Source organism: Tepidimonas thermarum (genome assembly GCF_007556705.1).
GTDB classification, from domain to species: Bacteria; Pseudomonadota; Gammaproteobacteria; order Burkholderiales; family Burkholderiaceae_C; genus Tepidimonas; species Tepidimonas thermarum.
The window spans coordinates 1-1,809 of the sequence record NZ_VJOL01000106.1; the positions used below are offsets into that span (position 1 = coordinate 1).

Sequence of the window (1,809 nt, forward strand, 5' to 3'; positions counted from 1 at the left end):
GCGCCATCCAGTCCGTTCTCGAGCAAGATCGCATAAGCGGCTTCCAAGGGGTTGGTTTCGACTCGTATTGCCATGAGGGTTACACTCCTTTCTCGAAGTCATGGCGTCAGACCCACCCTCGCGCTGTCTGCTGGGCGGGGAGCGTAGGCGCGTAGCGCCGGAGATCCCCGCCCAGCAGACAACCGGCAAAATGGAATTTACAGAAAGAACGATACACAACTGCCGGCCGCGGCGGCCATCGCGTACCATCGGCGCATGTTGATGCATCCCCAATTCGACCCGGTGGCCCTGCGCATCGGGCCGCTGGCCGTGCACTGGTACGGCCTCATGTACCTGGCCGCGTTTGCCATGTTCGTCTGGCTGGGACGGCGCCGTGTGCGGCACGAGCCCTATCGCACGCTGGGCTGGCAAGCGCGCGACGTGGAAGACATTTTGTTCTGGGGCGTGCTGGGCGTCATCCTGGGCGGGCGCCTGGGGTATGTGGTGTTCTACCAGCCGCTGACCTATCTGGCCGCGCCGTGGCGCGTCTTCGCCGTGTGGGAAGGGGGCATGAGTTTTCACGGCGGCTTGCTGGGGGTGCTGCTGGCCATGGCGTGGTGGGCGCGGCGTCAGCGCCGGCCCTGGCTGCAGGTGATGGACTTGGTCGCACCCTGCGTGCCGGTGGGGTTGGCGCTGGGGCGCATCGGCAACTTCATCAACGGCGAGCTTTGGGGTCGCCTCGCGCCGCCCGACCTGCCGTGGGCCATGGTGTTCCCCGCGGCGGGGCCGCTGCCGCGCCACCCGTCGCAGCTCTACCAGTTTGCGCTGGAGGGGTTGCTGCTGTTCGTTCTGTTGTGGGCGTTTGCGCGCCGGCCACGCCGTGAGGGCGAGGTGTCGGCCGCGTTTTTGGTCGGCTACGGGGTGCTGCGCTTTGCTGCGGAGTATTTCCGCGAGCCCGACGCCCACCTCGGCCTGCTGTCGCTGGGGCTGAGCATGGGCCAGTGGCTGAGCCTGCCCATGGTGGGGGCTGGGGTGGCCCTGTGGGTGTGGGCACGCCGGCGGCCGACCTGAAACGCTCGGCCAGCCCATCGCCGCGCTTGCGTGTTTGGCTCTGGCGCAGCACCAGCACGTCTAGCGCAGCACCAGCACGGGCGTGTGCGCGTGCGTGAGCACCTGCTGGGTTTCGCTGCCCAACAGCAGGCGCTTGAGGCCGCGCCGCCCGTGCGAGGCCATGACGATCAGGTCGCACTTGTGGCGCTTGGCCGCGGCGATGATCGCCTCGGCCACCAGATCGGACTTCACCGTGATCGGCTTGACCTTGACCTGGCGCGGCTGCGCCCGTGCCTTGACCGCGTTGACCGTGGCGCGGGCTTCGTCCTCCCACTGCTTTTCGATTTGCCGCACTTCCGCCGCCGCCAGCGCGATGCCGCCTTCGAAGTAGGTTTGCGGGTAGCGCGGCACGACGCGCAGCGCCACGAGCTCGGCGCCCGTGAGGTCGGCCAGGGCGATGGCGTGCTCGACGGCCCGGTCCGACAGTTGGGAGCCATCGGTGGCCACCAGGATGCGCTGGTACATAAACGGTCTCCTTGTTGCGTGAGGCGCGGCGACCAGTTGTGTATCGTTCTTTCTGTAAATTCCATTTTGCCGGTTGTCTGCTGGGCGGGGATCTCCGGCGCTACGCGCCTACGCTCCCCGCCCAGCAGACAGCGCGAGGGTGGGTCTGACGCCATGACTTCGAGAAAGGGGTGTAACCCTCATGGCAATACGAGTCGAAACCAACCCCTTGGAAGCCGCTTATGCGATCTTGCTCGAGAACGGACTGGATGGCGC

At 66.8% G+C, this 1,809-nt stretch carries 2 protein-coding genes; one reads left to right on the forward strand and one right to left on the reverse strand.

Annotation, left to right across the window (positions count from 1 at the left end; translation table 11 throughout):
• Positions 1–255 precede the first annotated feature (255 nt).
• Entirely contained in the window at positions 256–1,050 is a 795-nt protein-coding gene (gene lgt, locus Tther_RS13065; protein WP_143904556.1) for a prolipoprotein diacylglyceryl transferase, read from the forward strand.
• Between the two features lie 60 nt (positions 1,051–1,110).
• On the opposite strand, the gene Tther_RS13070 is transcribed toward lgt, so the two are convergent.
• The gene (locus Tther_RS13070) at positions 1,111–1,554 is read right to left on the reverse strand and encodes a universal stress protein (RefSeq protein ID WP_143904558.1); all 444 of its coding nucleotides are present in this window, start codon (positions 1,552–1,554) and stop codon (positions 1,111–1,113) included.
• Positions 1,555–1,809: the final 255 nt, after the last annotated feature.

Bases quoted from the DNA above. Each gene is read 5' to 3' on its own strand.
- lgt (WP_143904556.1), top strand. From the start codon at position 256: ATGTTGATGCATCCCCAATTCGACCCGGTGGCCCTGCGCATCGGGCCG.
- Tther_RS13070 (WP_143904558.1), bottom strand. From the start codon at position 1,554: ATGTACCAGCGCATCCTGGTGGCCACCGATGGCTCCCAACTGTCGGAC.